Source organism: Sphingobium trunci (assembly GCF_022664535.1).
Taxonomy (GTDB): domain Bacteria; phylum Pseudomonadota; class Alphaproteobacteria; order Sphingomonadales; family Sphingomonadaceae; genus Sphingobium.
In genome coordinates, this window is sequence record NZ_JAKUJY010000009.1 from 125,131 (window position 1) to 140,369 (window position 15,239).

Here is a 15,239-nt window from a genome sequence, read left to right on the forward strand (position 1 = left end):
CCGTCAGCCCTATAAGTCACGCTTTACCGCGTGGAATATCGCCCTATGGTCAGGGGCAGAGATGAAGTCGGGGATAGACATGCGTAACGCCTTTTTCGCGAGCCACCTTCTGCTTGGGGCGGTGGCCCTGTTCGCGCTTGCTCCGCCCGCCGGAGCGCAGAATGTCAGCGTCGACGTGCGGGTGGATCGGCTCGAAAAGGAAATGCGCGCGGTGCAGCGCAAGGTCTTTCCCGCGGGCGCGCCGCTGGAGGCGGAAATTACCCGTCCGGCCACGCCGCAGGTGATGCCTGGATCGCCCGCCTCCACCCCGGTGGCGGACCTGACTGCGCGGGTGAATGCGCTGGAATCGCAACTGGCATCGATCACCGGACAGGTGGAGGAAAACAGCTTCAAGTTGAAGCAGTTGGAGGACGCCTTCAACCGCTACAAGGCGGAGCAGGAAAGCCGCGCCCCGCAGGTCGTGGTGCCGCCTGCGGCCGGGCCGGGGACGGCGGCGGCCGATCCGGCGCCCGCGCCGCGCCCTGCCGCGCCGAAGCCCGCTGTGGCTGCCGGGGCGACCGAGGAGCGCAAGACGGCGGTGGCGGCGATCGAGCGGCCCTCGACCGGCAATGAGGCGGACGACGCCTATACTTACGGCTTCCGCCTGTGGGGCGCGAAATTCTATCCCGAGGCGCAGGCGCAGTTGAAGGCCACGGTCGACAAATATGGCTCCTCCCCGGTGGCGAGCAAGGCAGCCAATCTGCTGGGCCGCGCCTATCTGGACGACGGCAAGCCCGCGCTGGCTTCGGTTGCCTTCTATGAAAATTACCAGAAACGGCCCAAGGGCGATCGCGCGCCCGACAGTCTGGCCTGGCTGGGCGAGGCGCTGCTCCAGCTCAAGAAGCCCGCCGACGCCTGCAAGGTCTATGCGGAACTGGAGCAGGTCTATGGCGCCACCCTGTCGTCCGGGCTGCGCGGCATGATGGACAAGGGCCGGGCGCGGGCCAAGTGCAGCGCCTGACGGGCGCATGGCCGCGGGCGATCTCGAAGCGACAGTGAAGCAGGCCCTCGCGGCGCTGGTGGGGGATGCCGCCAGCGCCCGTTTCGGCGTGGCGGTGTCGGGCGGGCCGGACAGCATGGCGCTCATCGATCTGGCGGCGCGGGTCTTCCCCGGCCGGGTCGAGGCGGCGACGGTCGATCATGGGCTGCGGGAGGCGTCGGCGGCGGAGGCCGCGATGGTGGCGGACTGGTGCGGCCAGGCGGGAATCGGCCATGCGACGCTGCACCCGGACGGCGCCGTGCGCGGCAATGTGCAGAGCTGGGCGCGGACGCAGCGCTACCGCCTGCTGGAGGACTGGCGGGTCAGGCGGGGTCTGGACTGGCTGCTGACCGCGCATCATGCCGACGACCAGTTGGAAACCCTGTTGATGCGGCTCAATCGCGGAGCGGGGGTGGGCGGCCTGGCTGGGGTTCGTGCGAGGCAGGGCGTGGTGCTGCGGCCGTTGCTGGGTGTGCGCAAGGCGGATCTGCTGGATCATGCGCGGGGGCGGGGATTGCCCTTTGTCGATGATCCTTCGAACAGCGACCCCCGCTTCGATCGGGCGGCGCTGCGGTCGGCGCTGTCGCAGGTGGACTGGATCGATGCCGGGGCGGCGGGACGCAGCGCGGCGGCGCTGGCCGAGGCCGAGGAGGCGCTGGATTGGGCGGCAGAGGCGCTGGAGGCACGCCATGTGCAACGGGATGGCGAGGGGCTGGTGCTGGACCGGGTCGATGTCCCCCGCGAACTGCTCCGCCGTCTGCTGTTGCGGATGATCGGCCGCTTGCTGCCGGATGCGAACGCGCCGCGAGGCGAGGCGCTGGACCGGGCGATCGCGGCGGCACGTCAGGGGCAGAAGGTCAGCCTGGGGCAAGTGGTGCTCAAGGGCGGGGCGCGCTGGGGCATGAAGATCGCTCCTCCCCGCCGCTGGCAATGAAGGTCGTTACGGAAAGGTTCCACGGACCGTCGCGGGAATCCCGCACTCCGTCGATTCGGCCGGGCGCAATGACCTTTCCTTAACGCCTATGCTGGTTAATGAAGGCGACGAGAGCGTGGGAATTTTCGATTCATGATGGAATTTGCGGCACTGACTTATGGTCTTCTGGCCAGTGTCATTCTTTCGGCGGCGCAGCGCAATCGCCGGATGGAACGCCCCCATCCGCCGATGCTGCTCTATACCGGTTATCTGCTTTGCGGCGTTTCCGCGGGCATGGCGGTGATACTGGCCTATATCGCCCTGTCGCAATTTGTCGGGGGCTGATCGCACGCGGCAAGGAGAGTCCCGCTTGCGATTTCGCGGCGCTTTCCTATCTTGCCGGGTGAAAGAGAGTGGTGAATGAACGACGAGAAAGACCCGCAGGGTAACCCCTGGATCAAGAGCGCGATGATTTGGGCCGGGGTGATCATCGCCCTGCTGCTGTTCGTGTCGATGTTCGACAGCCGCACGGCATCGAGCGCCGGAACCGGGATCGCCTATTCCGAATTCCGCGCCAAGGTGCAGGAAGGGCAGGTCAAGGATGTCGCCATCGCCACCGACCGGATTTCCGGTACGCTGACCAGCGGGCAGAAGTTCAGCACCGTTCCGGTGAACGATCCGGGGCTGACCGGCCTGCTGGACGATTATAACGTCAAATATTCGGGCCAGGCAGAGGAGCAGCCGAGCTTCTGGATGATCCTGATCTACCAGTCGCTGCCGTTCCTGCTGATCCTGGGCATCGCCTTCTTCGTGCTGCGCCAGATGCAGAAGGGCGGCGGCGCGGGCGGCGCCATGGGCTTCGGCAAGTCCAAGGCCAAGCTGCTGACCGAAAAACATGGCAAGGTGACCTTCGACGATGTCGCGGGGATCGACGAAGCCCGCGAGGAATTGCAGGAAATCGTCGAGTTCCTGAAGGACCCGAGCAAGTTTGCGCGGTTGGGCGGCAAGATCCCCAAGGGCGCGCTGCTGGTCGGCTCGCCGGGCACCGGCAAGACGCTGCTGGCGCGCGCGATCGCGGGCGAGGCGGGCGTGCCCTTCTTCACCATTTCGGGTTCCGATTTCGTCGAGATGTTCGTGGGCGTCGGCGCATCCCGCGTCCGCGACATGTTCGAGCAGGCGAAGAAGAACGCGCCCTGCATCGTCTTCATCGACGAAATCGACGCGGTCGGCCGTCATCGCGGCGCGGGCCTGGGCAACGGCAATGATGAGCGCGAGCAGACTCTGAACCAGCTTCTGGTCGAGATGGACGGCTTCGAGGCGAATGAGGGTATCATCATCGTTGCGGCGACCAACCGCCCCGACGTGCTGGACCCCGCCTTGCTGCGTCCGGGCCGCTTCGACCGTCAGGTCGTGGTGCCGCGTCCGGATATCGAGGGCCGCGAGAAGATTCTGGCCGTGCACATGAAGAAGGTGCCGCTGGCGCCGGACGTCAATCCGCGCACCATTGCGCGGGGCACGCCCGGTTTCTCGGGTGCCGATCTCGCCAACCTCGTCAACGAGGCGGCGCTGATGGCAGCGCGCCGGGGCAAGCGTCTGGTCGCGATGGACGAGTTTGAGGCGGCCAAGGACAAGGTCATGATGGGCAGCGAGCGCCGCTCCATGGTGATGACCGACGATGAGAAGAAGATGACCGCCTATCATGAGGCGGGCCATGCCATCGTCGCGGTCCATGAACCGGCGTCGGACCCGATCCACAAGGCGACGATCATCCCGCGCGGCCGCGCGCTGGGCATGGTGATGCGCCTGCCGGAGCGGGACAGCTACAGCTATCATCGCGACAAGATGCATGCGAACATGGCCGTCGCCATGGGTGGCCGCGTCGCCGAGGAGATCATCTTCGGTTATGACAAGGTGTCGTCGGGCGCTTCGGGCGACATTCAATATGCCACCAAGCTGGCGCGTGACATGGTGACCCAGTGGGGCATGTCCGACAAGCTGGGGCCGCTGCAATATGAGGAGCAGCAGGGCGAGACTTTCCTGGGCTATTCGCAGAGCCAGCGCGTCCATATGTCGGACGAGACGGCGAAGCTGATCGACAAGGAAATCCGCGGGCTGGTGGAGCAGGGCTATGCGCGGGCGCAGGAAGTGTTGAAGGGCCATGAGGACCAGCTGCACCTGCTGGCCAACGCGATGCTGGAATATGAGACGTTGAGCGGCGAGGAGATCAAGACGCTGCTCGACAAGGGTGAGATCACCCGCGACGACGGCACGACGATCAAGCCTTCCGTCATTCCGGCGGCGGGTTCCTCCATCCCCAAGACGCGGCGGCGCAAGGGGCCGTTCGGAGAGCCGACGCCCGCCGGGGCTTGATGCCCAGGTCACGGGCTGGAAGAAGGCGCTGCCGCGAGGGGCGCCTTTTTTCATGTTCGCGGAAGAATGAAGGCGGTCGTGCAAATCCCGTTTGCGCGATCGAGAGGATTGCATGCCCGCCGCTCGTCTGTGGGGTGCGGGGCTGGGGTCATCCTGCCCGCGCAATAAAATGCCCCGAGGGGTCTGGCCGTTTCGCCGGTTAATGGTTACATGGGCCGCCACGAATCCCCCAGCGATCATGCTATGCCCCCCCGCATGACCCGCGCAGCAGAAAGTGGCTTTCACATGGATATCCGCCTTGGCCTCACCTTTGACGACGTGCTGTTGCAGCCCGCCGAATCCGATGTGCTGCCCAGTCAGGCGGACACCAGCACCCATGTGACCAGGGCGATCAAGCTCAACATCCCGATCCTCTCCTCCGCCATGGACACGGTGACGGAAGCCGACATGGCGATCGTCATGGCGCAGCTGGGCGGGATCGGCGTGCTGCACCGGAACCTGTCGGTCGAGGAACAGGCGGACGCCGTGCGCGCCGTCAAGCGCTTCGAGAGCGGCATGGTGGTCAACCCCATCACCATCACCCCCAATGCGACGCTGGCCGATGCGCAGATGCTGATGACCCGCCACAAGATCAGCGGCATTCCGGTGGTGGAGGCGTCGGGCAAGCTGGTCGGCATCCTCACCAATCGCGACGTGCGCTTTGCCGAAAATCCGGCCCAGCCGGTCAGCGAACTGATGACGCACGACAATCTCGCCACCGTGAAGACCGGCGTGGGCCAGGATGAAGCGATGCGTCTGCTGCACCAGCGCCGGATCGAAAAGCTGCTGGTGGTGGACGATCATTATCATTGCGTCGGCCTGATCACCGTCAAGGATATCGAAAAGGCCGTCACCTATCCGCAGGCGACCAAGGACGCATCGGGCCGCCTGCGCGTCGCGGCGGCATCGACCGTGGGCGAGACCGGGCTGGAGCGCAGCAGGGCGCTGATCGACGCGGAATGCGACCTGATCGTCATCGACACCGCCCATGGCCATAGCAGGCAGGTGGCCGTCGCGGTCGAGGCGGTGAAGAAGCTGTCCAACCATGTGCAGGTGGTGGCGGGCAATGTCGCCACTGCCGAGGCGACCAGGGCGTTGATCGATGCGGGCGCGGACTGCGTGAAGGTCGGCATCGGGCCCGGTTCCATCTGCACCACGCGCGTCGTTGCGGGCGTCGGCGTGCCGCAGCTCACCGCCGTCATGGATTCGGCCGAGGAAGCCGCGAAGCAGGGCGTGCCGGTGATCGCGGACGGTGGCCTGCGGACGTCGGGCGACGTCGCCAAGGCGCTGGCGGCGGGCGCGGGCTGCGTCATGGTCGGTTCGCTGCTGGCGGGCACGGCCGAAGCGCCGGGCGAAACCTTCCTCTATCAGGGGCGCGCCTACAAGAGCTATCGCGGCATGGGCAGCGTCGGTGCGATGGCGCGGGGTTCGGCCGACCGCTATTTCCAGGCGGATATCAAGGACCAGATGAAGCTGGTGCCCGAAGGCATTGAAGGCCAGGTTCCGTTCAAGGGGCCTGCCAAGGACGTCATCCACCAGCTCGTCGGCGGCGTGAAGGCGGCCATGGGCTATACCGGCAGCCGCACGATCAAGGATTTGCAGGAGCGGGCGCGCTTCGTCCAGATCACCAATGCGGGCCTGTCGGAAAGCCATGTGCATGATGTGACGATCACTCGCGAAGCACCCAATTACCCGACGCGGTAAGCCATTTGATTCCCCTCCCGCTTGCGGAAGGGGGGAGTGTTTCGATGACCCCATCCGCTCGCGTTCAGGCTGCCATCGAACTGCTCGACGCCATCATCGCGTCCGCGCGCGATGGCGGCCCGGCGGCGGATACGCTGATCGCGCGCTATTTCAAGGAACGGCGCTATGCCGGGTCGCGCGACCGGCGGGCGGTGCGCGACCATGTCTATGACGCCGTGCGCCGGGCGGCCGATCGGCCCGAAAGCGGACGCGCCGCGATGGTCGGGCTGGCGCGTGAGCTGCCGGAACTGGCCGCCTTGTTCGATGGATCGGCGCACGGTCCTCTGCCGATTTCCGACAGCGACGCCGGTGCCCCTGCTGGCGCCGTGCCGGGCTGGATCGAACCGCTGCTGGCGGCGCCGGTGGAACGCGACGCGCTGCTGGGCCGGGCGCCCGTCGATCTGCGCGTCAACCGGTTGAAGGCCGATCCGGACAAGGTCGCCGCTCATTATCCCGATGCGGTGAGGCTATCCGCCCTGCCCGACGCGCTGCGCCTGCCCGAAGGCGCGCCGGTCGAGCAGGGCGATCCCTGGAAATGGGGGCAGGTCGAGGTGCAGGATGCGGGCAGCCAGTTGATCGCGGCCGCCTGCGAGGCCGCGCCGGGTATGACCGTGATCGACCTGTGCGCCGGGGCGGGCGGCAAGACGCTGGCGCTGGCGAGCGCCATGGCGGGCAAGGGCGTGTTGATCGCCGCCGATACCATCCGTTCGCGTCTGGCGCGGCTCGACCCCAGGGCGGAGCGGGCCGGGGCGACCTTCATCGAAACGCTGCTGCTGGATCAGGGGCATGAGGCGGGGGCGCTGGAAAGCCTGGCGGGGCGGGCCGATATCGTGCTGGTCGATGCGCCCTGTTCGGGCACTGGCACCTGGCGGCGGAATCCGGAGGCGCGCTGGCGCCTCACCCCGGCGCGTCTGGACCGGCTGGTGGCGGAACAGGCGCGCATCCTGGATTTCGCGGCGCCCCTGCTGGCACCGGGCGGCGCATTGATCTATGCTACATGCGCGCTGACGGACCGGGAGGGGCGGGATCAGGTGCGGGCATTTCGGGAACGCCATGACGGCTGGACCGTCGAGAGGATCGAAGCGGCGATGGGCCGCCCCCATGGTGATGGCCTGCTGCTGACGCCAGGCCATGACGGGACCGACGGCTTCTACTTTGCGCGGCTGCGACGGGCGCCGTGAAACAGGCCATGGACAAGCGGGCGCAAAATCGCGACACTCCCCCCTTGGACCGAGCCCCGGAATCAGCGCCTGAAACATGGCTGGAGTTGTGCATGCGTTTTACCCCCGCTTCGATTGCCCTGGCCGCCGTGCTGACCGTCGTTTCCAGCGCTGGCCTGTCGCAACGGCCGGACTCGCAGATCTCGCCCTTGTCGCTGGAATGGCAGAAGGCGGGCGAGGCGGCGCGCAAGGCGGGTAATTATGCGGCGGCGACCGATGCGCTGGAAAGCGCGCTGGCGGTCGATCCGCGCAACCGCCATGCCTATATCGAGCTGGCCGAAGTGGCGCGGGCGCAGGGCCTGCAGGGCAAGGCGATCCGCCTGTATCGCGAAGCGCTGCTGCTGGAGCCGAACGATGTGAACGCGCTGGTCGGGCAGGGCGAGGCGATGGTCGAAAAGGGCGCGATCGCCAAGGCCAAGGAAAATCTGGCCCAGGCGCAAAGCGCATGCAAGGCGAACTGCGCAGCGATCGGACAATTGGCGGCCGCCATCGAAAAGGGACCGCCCGCGACGGTGCTGAGCGCCAAGGACAAGGTGCCCGCGCCCAAATCCTCCGAAACCGAGACGCCCTGATCCGTCTCGGGGCCTTCCTTCGGAAGCGCCGGGAAATCCCGACATGGACGGCGGCGTCCGGGGCGCGCGTGGCAGAGGCCGTGCGACGGCGCATCGGCGGGGTTCGCGACAAGGGCGAGTGACCGGAAATGCCGTCTCGCCGCTGCGCCTGCGGGCCCTTGCGCGGTCAGGATTGCCCCAGTTTGCGGGCGACCTCGACAAATTCCTCGATGCTGACGGTTTCGGCGCGGCGTTGCGGATCGATGCCGACCGCTTCCAGCGCGTCGAGCGCGCCGGGCAGGCCCTTGAGGCTCTGGCGCAGCATCTTGCGGCGCTGGCCGAAGGCGGCGGCGGTCAGCCGTTCGAGATGCTTGAGCTGGACGCCTTCGGGCGCTGGCCTGGGGGTGATGTGGACGACCGCCGACATGACCTTGGGCGGCGGCGTGAAGGCGCTGCGGTGCACCTTCATCGCGATGCGGGCGTCGCTGCGCCACTGGGCGAGCACGGCAAGGCGGCCATAATGGTCGCCGCCGGGCCTGGCGACGATGCGCTCGGCCACTTCCATCTGGAACATCAGCGTCAGCGTCGACCACCAGGGCAGCGGGGTCCAGCCGGTGGAAAGCCAGCCGATCAGCAGCGCGGTGCCGACATTATAGGGCAGGTTGGCGATGATATGTGCGCCCTCGCCCGCCTCGGCGCGGGCGTCCACCTCCATCGCGTCGCCGGAAATGACGCGGAGCTGGCCGGGGAAGGCCTCCGACAGTTCGGCCAGCGCGGGAAGGCAGCGACGGTCCCGCTCCACCGCGACCAGCTTCGCGCCGGCACGCAGGATGGCGCGGGTGAGGCCGCCGGGCCCGGGGCCGACCTCGAAGGCGGACTGGTCCGCAAGCGGGCCGGGAATGGCGGCGATGCGGTCCAGCAGTTGCTCGTCCAGCAGGAAATTCTGGCCCAGCGCCTTGCTTGCCTGAAGCCCGTGTGCCGCAATGACTTCGCGGAGCGGGGGGAGCGAGGGCCGGGCGTCAGTTCCCATGGGCGATGCGGGCGCGGGTGGCTTCGGCGGCCATCTTGATCGCCGCCATCATGGCGCCGGGATTGGCCGAATCCTTGCCTGCAATGCCGAAGGCAGTGCCATGGTCGGGCGATGTGCGCACGATCGGCAGGCCCAGCGTGATATTGACGCCCTCGTCGAAATTCAGCGTCTTGATCGGAATCAGTGCCTGGTCATGATACATGCACAGCGCCGCATCATAGGTCTCGCGCGCGCGCGCATGGAACAGCCCGTCGGCGGCCAGCGGGCCGATGATGTCCAGACCCTCGGCCTGGAGCGATTCGACCGCGGGGCGGATGATGTCGATTTCCTCCCGGCCCAGTGCGCCGCCTTCGCCCGCATGGGGGTTGAGCCCCGCAACCACCAGCCGGGGGCGCCCGATGCCGAAATTGCGCTGAAGGCCCTTGGCCGTGGTGAGCGCGCGCGCGCGGATCAGATCGACCGTTAGCACCGACGGCACATCGGCCAGCGGGATGTGGATGGTGATCGGGACGACCTTCAGCGACGGACCGGCCAGCATCATCACCGCATTGTGCGGCGCCACGCCGCAGCGTTCGGCGATGAATTCGGTCTGTCCCGGATGGGTGAAGCCGACGCCGTAAAGCTGTTCCTTGCCCACGGGCGCGGTCACGATTCCGCCCGCCGATCCGCTGCGGGCAAGGCCGACCGCGACTTCCAGCGCCTGGAAAGCGGTGCGCGCGCCGTCGATGCTGGGCGCGCCGGGGACGATCTGCCCCGCTTCGGCGACCTGCAGGCAGGGGAGGGCCGTGTCGAACGCGGCAACGGCCTCTTCCGGCGTGCTGACCGTCTGGACCGGGCCGAGCCAGACCGCGCGCAGCGAAGCCGCGTCGCCCACGGCGAAGAAGGGAGGCAGGCCACGCGCCTCCCGCATGACCCAGCTCTTGGCGACGATTTCCGGGCCTATGCCTGCCGGATCGCCGAGCGAGACGGCGAAGGGGGGCAGGGCGGCCGGATCAGTTATAGTCGATAACGGCATCGCGGCGGAGGTCGCGCAGATAGATGCGCGCGCGCTTGTTGACCCGTTCTTCCTCCATCTGCGCCATGATCTGTTCGGCATTGGGCGCGGCGGCGGTGCTGGCTTCGTCGCGGCCGCAGACGACCAGGACGCGCACGCCGTCGTTGATCGATCCGAAGGGCGGCGTCGCCTCACCGACCTGAAGGTTGAGCAGGATGTCCTGCAACTGCGGCGGCAGGTCGCGCAGCTTCACATTGTCATTGTCGACCACGTCGGCGCCGATCTTGCCGCCCAGTTCATTGGCCTGGCCGCAGCCCTTGATCGCCTTGACCTGCGCGGCGAAGGCGGCGGCCTTGGCGCTGGCCTGTTCCTTGGTGGTGCCCGCCGGGAAGGCGACCGACAACTGCTTCAGGCTGAGGAGCGCGTCGCGCGGATCGGCGGTCAGTACCTTGCGCTTGTCCATGACATAGATGATGGACACGCCGCCCGGCACGCCGATCGGCCCTGCGATCTGGCCGACCTGCATCTCGTTCGCCGCCTGCGCCAGTTCGTCCGGAAGCTGCGCGGGGCGGACCCAGCCCAGATCGCCGCCGACGGCCGCGGTCGAGGCTTCGGAAAATTGCCGGGCATAGGCGGCGAAGCTGCCGCCCTGCTTGATCTGGTCGATGATGTTGCGGGCGTTGGCGATGATCTGCTGCTGATTTTCGGGCGTTGCCGACAGGTAGATCTCGCCGATGCGATATTCGTCGCTGCCCTTGGCGGCGTTCATGCGGTTGATCTGGGCCGACACCTCGTCCGCCGACACGTTGACGAAGGGCTGGATGTTGCGACGGAGCAGGCGGCTCCAGGCCAGTTCGCCCTCGATCTGGCGCTTTATGCTGGCGGCGGAGCTGCCCTGCGTGCGCAGATATTGGTCGAACTGGGCCGGGGACTGGCGGAAATTCGCCGCGACCCGCTCATAGCTCTGGTCGATTTCGGCCTTGTCGATCTTGATGTCGTTGGCGGCGGCTTCCTGGATCTGGAGCGTTTCGTCGATCAGGTTGCGCAGCACCTGCACGCGCAGCCTTTCCTTCTCCTCATCCGAAACCTTGCCGCCATTGGCGGTGATGATGAGGGCAAGGCGCTGGTCGACGTCCGTGCCGGTGATGATGCGGCCGTTGACGATGGCGGTCGCCTTGCGGACATTGGGGTCGCTCTTGCCGAAGACGGTCACGTCCTTGGGCAGGTTGAGCTGCTGGGTCGCGACATTGTCGTCGTCGCCGACCGTCTGGGCGGCGACGCCATGCACCCCCGTCGCCAGCAGGGCGGAGGACAGGAGCAGGGTGCGCAGGCCCTTGGCGGCCGTGCTGCCAATGCGGGAAAACGGGAAAACGGCAGGCTGCATCGTCGACAAAACTCTCCAATCGGTTCGGCACGAGATGCGCCGATCCGCCTTAACCGGCCCTGAGCAGGAAGCGGGAAGGCTGATCCTTATATGCCAATATTGCGAAAAGCCAGCCGAAGCTGGAAGCTGTTGCCCTTTCGTGCGTCGCCCAGCACCTGATAGTTCCGCTTCCAGGTGAGGCCCAGGGTCAGGCAGTCATCCTCATAGGCGATGCCCAGGCGATGGAGGACGGGCTGATAGCCGTCCGACGTGCTGCCCGGATCCTCCTTCGCATCGGTGAGGTCGATGACCGTCGAACCGAAGACCGACCAGAAGCGCGCGAACTGGACACGCCCGCCCAGCCGCAGCTCCTCCCGGTCCCGCAAATCCTCCAGGCTGAGGTTCGCGTTGCGGTTGAGGCGCAGATAGCTGACCATGGCATAGGTCTTCTTGCTGCCGAGGGTCGCGTCGATCTCGTTCCGGCGGACGGCGAAGCTGTCCTTGTCCAGGCGGAAGCGGTGGGTGAAGCTGATGAAATCCCGGTAGCGGACGGTCGTGCGGCCGACGATGTCGGACAGCCGGTCGGACAGGCCGGTGCCGTCCGGCAGGATGCTTTCGCGGCTGTTGAGGCGATAGCTTTGCCCGACGACGCTCTCCAGCGAGAAATGGGGCAGCGACAGGCTGTATTCGAGGCCGTAGGTGACGCGGGACGAATCCTCGAACCGGTCGTAGCCCGAAAAACGGTTGAGCGCGAAGAGGTTGCTGTCCTCCAGGTCGATGGCGCGGGCGTCCTCATTGGGGACGGAAAGATTGGCGATCTTGGGCGCCGCCACGATCTGCACGCGCGGGGCGATGCGCTGTACGCCGCCGAACGCCTCGCCCATGAAGGGCCAGCGCACGTCGATCGCCCCCGCCGCGATGCCGCGCGCCTTCCAGCCCGGATCGCCGGCATAGCTGGCCACTGCGCTCAGATCATTGTCGCTGCTGTGATAGACGTCGCCGCGCAGATAGGTGGTGAAGGTGACTTCCTGACCCATGGCGGTCAGCTTGCGCAAATTCCATTCGAAGGCGGCGAAGGCGCGCTGCGTATCCTCGCCATGGGTGCGGGTTATGGCCAGGCTGTTGAGCTGGAACTGCGCTACCCCGCCCAGCCAGGGATCCTTCATCCGCAGGCGATAGTCGATCACGGGCAGGGCGATCGGCTGTTGTCCCTGCGGATCGCCCGCACGCAGCGTCTGCACCGCCCAGCCTGCGATCGACAGATAGCTGTTTTCGCCGATCCGCTGGGCATTGAGGGTCGAACGCAACCGGTCGTCATTGCTGATGTCGTAGCGGCGCAGGAATGTGCGGTCGGTCGTGGCGCGAATCGAGCCGCTGATGCTCCATTCCGGGGTCAGTTGCAGCGCGCCGCTCGCGCTCAGATAACCGCGAAAATCCTTCTGGGAATCGGCGGGGGTGGTCGAGGAGGCGCTGCTGGTGGCAAGGCGGCTGCCATAGGTCGCATAGCCGGTGATCTGATAGGCGCCGCGATCCCACAGATGCCGGTAATTGCCTTCCAGCATCGGCAGCGTGCCGGTGTAGACATGCGGCGTGACGGTGACGTCGCGGTTGGGCGCGAGCTTCAGATAATAGGGAAGCGCGATCTCGAACCCGTTGTTGCGGTCATAGCGCAGGTTCGGCACCAGCAGGCCGTTGCCGCCATTGTCGCCCACCGGATGGGAAAAGCCGGGCAGCGGGATCAGCGGCAGGCCGAACAGCTCGACGCTGGCATTGGTATATTTGACGCGGGCCTTCACCGGATCATAGACGACCTTGACCGCCTTGATCTGCCAGGTCGGCTCCTTGGGGCAGCCCTTGCGGTCCTCCACCACGCAGCCGGTGTAGGCGGCCTTGTGCAGCGTGTAGACGCCATTCTTGCGATCGCCGTTCGCCGCGGCAAGGCGCCCGCCCGATTGCAGCACGAGCAGCATGTTCTGGACCATGCCGTCCTGGAGGCTGTCGGTAACGTCGAAACGGTCGCCATAGGCGATATTGCCTTCGGGATCGGTGACCGAGACATTGCCCGTCGCCTCCACCTTCCCCGTATTGCGGTCCCACACCACCTTGTCGGCGCGCAGCCGGTTGCCTTCGCGCAGCAATTGCACGTTGCCGCTGGCGGTGACGACTTCGTTGTTGCTGTCATATTGCAGCGCATCGGCGGCAAAGCCGATCTGCTCGTCCGTTTCCGGTACCGGCGCGTCGGGTGCGCTGATGGTCGCCTGCGGTTCGTTGAGCTGTTGCGCGGCAGCATGGGGGATCGCCGCAAGGCACGAAAAGGCCACGCCGGAAAAAAGAGCCTGTTTGAAACGCAAGGAGATAAGGGAAGTCTGCAAAGGGTGGGGCCTCTTCGGGGGCGCTCTGTTTCCCGCCTATCGCACTGCTTTGCCCGCGCCGCAATCGTCTGGGGCATGTCTTTTGCCGGAAAATCGGTCGAACGGCTTTGCCAGACAGGGCAAGCCGCACTATCTGTCCCCTCTATTAAGCTCTTGCAGGAAATGAAGGACCTTTGATGGAAATCGCGTTCAGCCCGATCCGTCCCGATGCCGACACCTTGGTGTTCGCCGTGCCCAAGGGCGGCTTTGACGCACTGCCGCTGGCTGCGGCGCCGGTGCTGGCGGCGGGGGCGGCTGCCGCGCGCTTCACCGGAGAGGCGGGGTCGAGCTTCGAAAGCTTCGCGGAGGAGGGCGGCAAGGTGCTGCGCGTGGTGCTGGTGGGCACGGGTTCCGGCAGCGATGCGGATCATGAGCGGGCGGGCAGCGCCCTGACGGCGCGCCTGTCGACCAGCGGGGCGGCCCATGCGGCGGTCGAATTTTTCGGCGGCGCGAGCGGCGAGAAGGCGGCGGCGCTGGCGCTCGGCGCGCTGCTGCGCGGCTGGCGGATCGACAGCTATCGCACCCGCCAGCCGGAAAAGGCGAAGCCGACGCTGGCGAAGATCACGCTGGTTTCCGCCGACGCCGGGTCGGCCTGGGAAAAGCAGGCAGCGGTGGCGGCGGGCGTGGCCTTCACCCGCGAGTTGGTGTCGGAACCGGCGAACATCCTCTATCCCGAAAGCTTCGTCGAGCGCTGCCGCCATCTGGAAGAGCTGGGCGTGAAGATCACCGTGCTCGACAAGGCGGCGATGACCGAGCTGGGCATGGGTTCGCTGCTCGGCGTGGCGCAGGGTTCGGCGCGCGAGCCGCGCCTGCTGGCGATGGAGTGGGACGGGACCGGTGGAGCGGCGGGCAAGCCGCTGGTCTTCGTCGGCAAGGGCGTGACCTTCGATACCGGCGGCATTTCGCTCAAGCCCGGCGCGGGCATGGAGGACATGAAGTGGGACATGGGCGGCGCCGGGGCCGTGGCGGGCGCGATCAAGGCGCTGGCCGGGCGCAAGGCGAAGGTCCGCGTCGTCGGCATCTGCGGCCTGGTCGAGAATATGCCGGACGGCAATGCGCAGCGGCCCGGCGACATCGTCACCTCCATGTCGGGGCAGACGATCGAGGTGCTGAACACCGATGCCGAGGGCCGTCTGGTGCTGTGCGACGTCATCACCTGGGCGCAGAAGACCTATGCGCCGGAGGTGATCGTCGATCTCGCGACCCTGACCGGAGCGATGATCGTGTCGCTGGGCAATGAATATGCGGGCATCTTCTCCAATGACGACGGCCTCGCGGACGATCTGATCGCGGCGGGCAAGGCGGCGGGCGAGCAGCTTTGGCGCTTCCCCCTGTCCGACGCCTATAACAAGCTGATCGACAGCCCGATCGCCGACATGAAGAATATCGGGCCGCGCTATGCCGGGTCGATCACGGCGGCGCAATTCATCAAGCGCTTCGTCGACGAGGGCGTCAAATGGGCGCATCTGGACATTGCAGGCATGGTGTGGGCCGACAAGCCCGGTGCGACCTGGGACAAGGGCGCGACCGGCTATGGCGTGCGGCTGCTGGACCGGCTGGTGGCCGACAGGTTCGAGGGTTGATGCC

The 15,239-nt window shown here is 66.7% G+C and carries 12 protein-coding genes; 8 read left to right on the plus strand and 4 right to left on the minus strand.

Going from position 1 to position 15,239, the window contains the following annotated elements:
* The first annotated feature begins 79 nt into the window (after positions 1-79).
* The 7 genes from MJ601_RS10640 (at position 80) to MJ601_RS10670 (ending at position 7,875) form a co-directional block, all read left to right on the plus strand.
* Positions 80-1,000 (plus strand): tol-pal system YbgF family protein, encoded by a 921-nt coding sequence (locus tag MJ601_RS10640; protein WP_242126125.1) that lies wholly within the window; start codon positions 80-82, stop codon positions 998-1,000.
* Between the two features lie 7 nt (positions 1,001-1,007).
* Positions 1,008-1,952, plus strand: coding sequence for a tRNA lysidine(34) synthetase TilS (gene tilS, locus MJ601_RS10645; RefSeq protein WP_242126127.1), 945 nt, complete (start codon positions 1,008-1,010; stop codon positions 1,950-1,952).
* A 132-nt stretch (positions 1,953-2,084) separates the two neighbouring features.
* Positions 2,085-2,276: a hypothetical protein gene (locus tag MJ601_RS10650; protein ID WP_242126129.1), complete on the plus strand. Its 192-nt coding sequence runs from the start codon at positions 2,085-2,087 to the stop codon at positions 2,274-2,276.
* A gap of 75 nt (positions 2,277-2,351) precedes the next feature.
* Complete coding sequence (gene ftsH, locus MJ601_RS10655; RefSeq protein ID WP_242126131.1) at positions 2,352-4,301, plus strand: ATP-dependent zinc metalloprotease FtsH; 1,950 nt, start codon at positions 2,352-2,354, stop codon at positions 4,299-4,301.
* Positions 4,302-4,586: 285 nt separating this feature from the next.
* Positions 4,587-6,044 (plus strand): IMP dehydrogenase, encoded by a 1,458-nt coding sequence (gene guaB, locus MJ601_RS10660; RefSeq protein WP_242126198.1) that lies wholly within the window; start codon positions 4,587-4,589, stop codon positions 6,042-6,044.
* 44 nt (positions 6,045-6,088) lie between these two features.
* Entirely contained in the window at positions 6,089-7,264 is a 1,176-nt protein-coding gene (locus MJ601_RS10665; protein WP_242126133.1) for an RsmB/NOP family class I SAM-dependent RNA methyltransferase, read from the plus strand.
* A gap of 92 nt (positions 7,265-7,356) precedes the next feature.
* Positions 7,357-7,875, plus strand: a complete 519-nt coding sequence (locus MJ601_RS10670; RefSeq protein WP_242126135.1) for a tetratricopeptide repeat protein — start codon at positions 7,357-7,359, stop codon at positions 7,873-7,875.
* Positions 7,876-8,041: 166 nt separating this feature from the next.
* Here MJ601_RS10670 and rsmA read toward each other — a convergent pair whose 3' ends face one another.
* The 4 genes from rsmA to MJ601_RS10690 all read right to left on the minus strand — a co-directional run bounded on the left by rsmA (position 8,042) and on the right by MJ601_RS10690 (position 13,592).
* Positions 8,042-8,884: a 16S rRNA (adenine(1518)-N(6)/adenine(1519)-N(6))-dimethyltransferase RsmA gene (gene rsmA, locus MJ601_RS10675; RefSeq protein WP_242126137.1), complete on the minus strand. Its 843-nt coding sequence runs from the start codon at positions 8,882-8,884 to the stop codon at positions 8,042-8,044.
* Complete coding sequence (gene pdxA, locus MJ601_RS10680) at positions 8,874-9,899, minus strand: 4-hydroxythreonine-4-phosphate dehydrogenase PdxA (RefSeq protein ID WP_242126139.1); 1,026 nt, start codon at positions 9,897-9,899, stop codon at positions 8,874-8,876. Before pdxA ends, rsmA begins: the two co-directional genes overlap by 11 nt.
* Positions 9,877-11,262 carry a peptidylprolyl isomerase gene (locus MJ601_RS10685; protein WP_242126142.1) on the minus strand — a complete coding sequence of 462 codons (1,386 nt, stop codon included), beginning with the start codon at positions 11,260-11,262 and terminating at the stop codon, positions 9,877-9,879. The genes pdxA and MJ601_RS10685 overlap by 23 nt, the downstream gene beginning before the upstream one ends.
* Before the next feature lie 86 nt (positions 11,263-11,348).
* Positions 11,349-13,592, minus strand: a complete 2,244-nt coding sequence (locus MJ601_RS10690; RefSeq protein WP_491572907.1) for an LPS-assembly protein LptD — start codon at positions 13,590-13,592, stop codon at positions 11,349-11,351.
* Positions 13,593-13,789: 197 nt separating this feature from the next.
* Here MJ601_RS10690 and MJ601_RS10695 point away from each other — a divergent pair, with 197 nt between their 5' ends.
* Entirely contained in the window at positions 13,790-15,235 is a 1,446-nt protein-coding gene (locus MJ601_RS10695; protein WP_242126147.1) for a leucyl aminopeptidase, read from the plus strand.
* Positions 15,236-15,239 lie beyond the last annotated feature (4 nt).